This window comes from Raoultella sp. T31 (assembly GCF_002806725.1).
Lineage (GTDB): Bacteria > Pseudomonadota > Gammaproteobacteria > Enterobacterales > Enterobacteriaceae > Klebsiella > Klebsiella electrica.
The window spans coordinates 1-1,230 of the sequence record NZ_PIBO01000090.1; the positions used below are offsets into that span (position 1 = coordinate 1).

At 46.8% G+C, this 1,230-nt stretch carries 1 protein-coding gene; it reads left to right on the plus strand.

Going from position 1 to position 1,230, the window contains the following annotated elements; all coding sequences use genetic code 11:
• Nucleotides 1-48 precede the first annotated feature (48 nt).
• Nucleotides 49-1,230: IS4 family transposase (locus tag CWM52_RS25870; RefSeq protein ID WP_100686659.1), on the plus strand; the 1,182-nt coding region annotated here is incomplete at its 3' end.

Consider the following 1,230-nt stretch of genomic DNA (forward strand, 5'->3'; position numbering starts at 1 on the left):
CGCGATGTGATCTACTGATTTTTCCACAAATTCAATAAGATCACCGCTATGCCTGCTCGTAAAGTATGCCAGAACTTTTTCCAGAACGCCTTAGCACCATTTCACAAATACCGACAGAATGCCCTGCTTGATGCAACAACAGCGTTAATCAGTGGGGCTTCATTAACGCTGACCAGCATCGGGCGCTTTCTACCGGGGCGGGCTCAGGTTAAAAACAAGATCAAACGAGTTGATCGCCTTCTGGGCAATAAAGCTCTAAAAAGCAATATCCCCATGATTTTCAAAAATATTATTTCCATGCTGACTGGACAGTTATCTCTGTGTGTTATTGCTATCGACTGGAGCGGTTATCCATCGCAGGACAACCACGTACTCAGGGCCAGTCTTTTATGTGACGGACGTTCGATACCGTTACTGAGTAGAGTTGTTCCGTCAAAGAAGCAGCATAATACACTGATACAAAAGGAGTTCCTTGATGAACTCTTTGAAGCGGTTAACCCGGAGGCCAGAGTCATCATCGTCACTGACGCCGGATTCCAGAATGCCTGGTTCCGGCATATAAAATCACTCGGGTGGGATTTTATCGGTCGTATCAGGGGCAATATTCAGCTACGTCTTGAAAGTAAAGGAGAATACTGGTTCAGACGGCAGGAGCTGACAGCCAAAAACAGACCAGAATATCTGGGATCCGGAACACTTGCCCGTGCGGATTATGCCAGATGTGACGGGCATTTTTACCTTCATAAAAAGACATCTGAAGGCAGAAAATATAAACGTTCCCGTTGCGGTATTACCCGACTCTCTCAAATAAACGATGCGCGATCCGCCGCACAAGAGCCGTGGCTTATATTCAGTAGTACAAGTGATTTTAAGCCCCGCGAAATCATGAAGTTATACAGTCGTAGAATGCAAATCGAGCAGAACTTCAGGGATGAAAAAAGTGAGCGCTTCGGGTTTGGACTTCGCGCCAGCTACAGCCGTTCAACCGGGCGTATGCTGGTACTGAGTTTACTGGCAACACTGAGTACCATCGTAATGTGGTTACTCGGCTATCACGCTGAAAATAAAGGATTACATCTGAGATACCAGGCTAACAGTATTAAGTCACGCCGGGTCATCTCGTACCTGACATTAGCGGAGAATGTCCTGCGACACTCCCCGCTAATCCTGAAACGAACAGCACTGGACGCTGTTCTCAACCACCTCGCAAAGACCTACCAGAAAATGGTA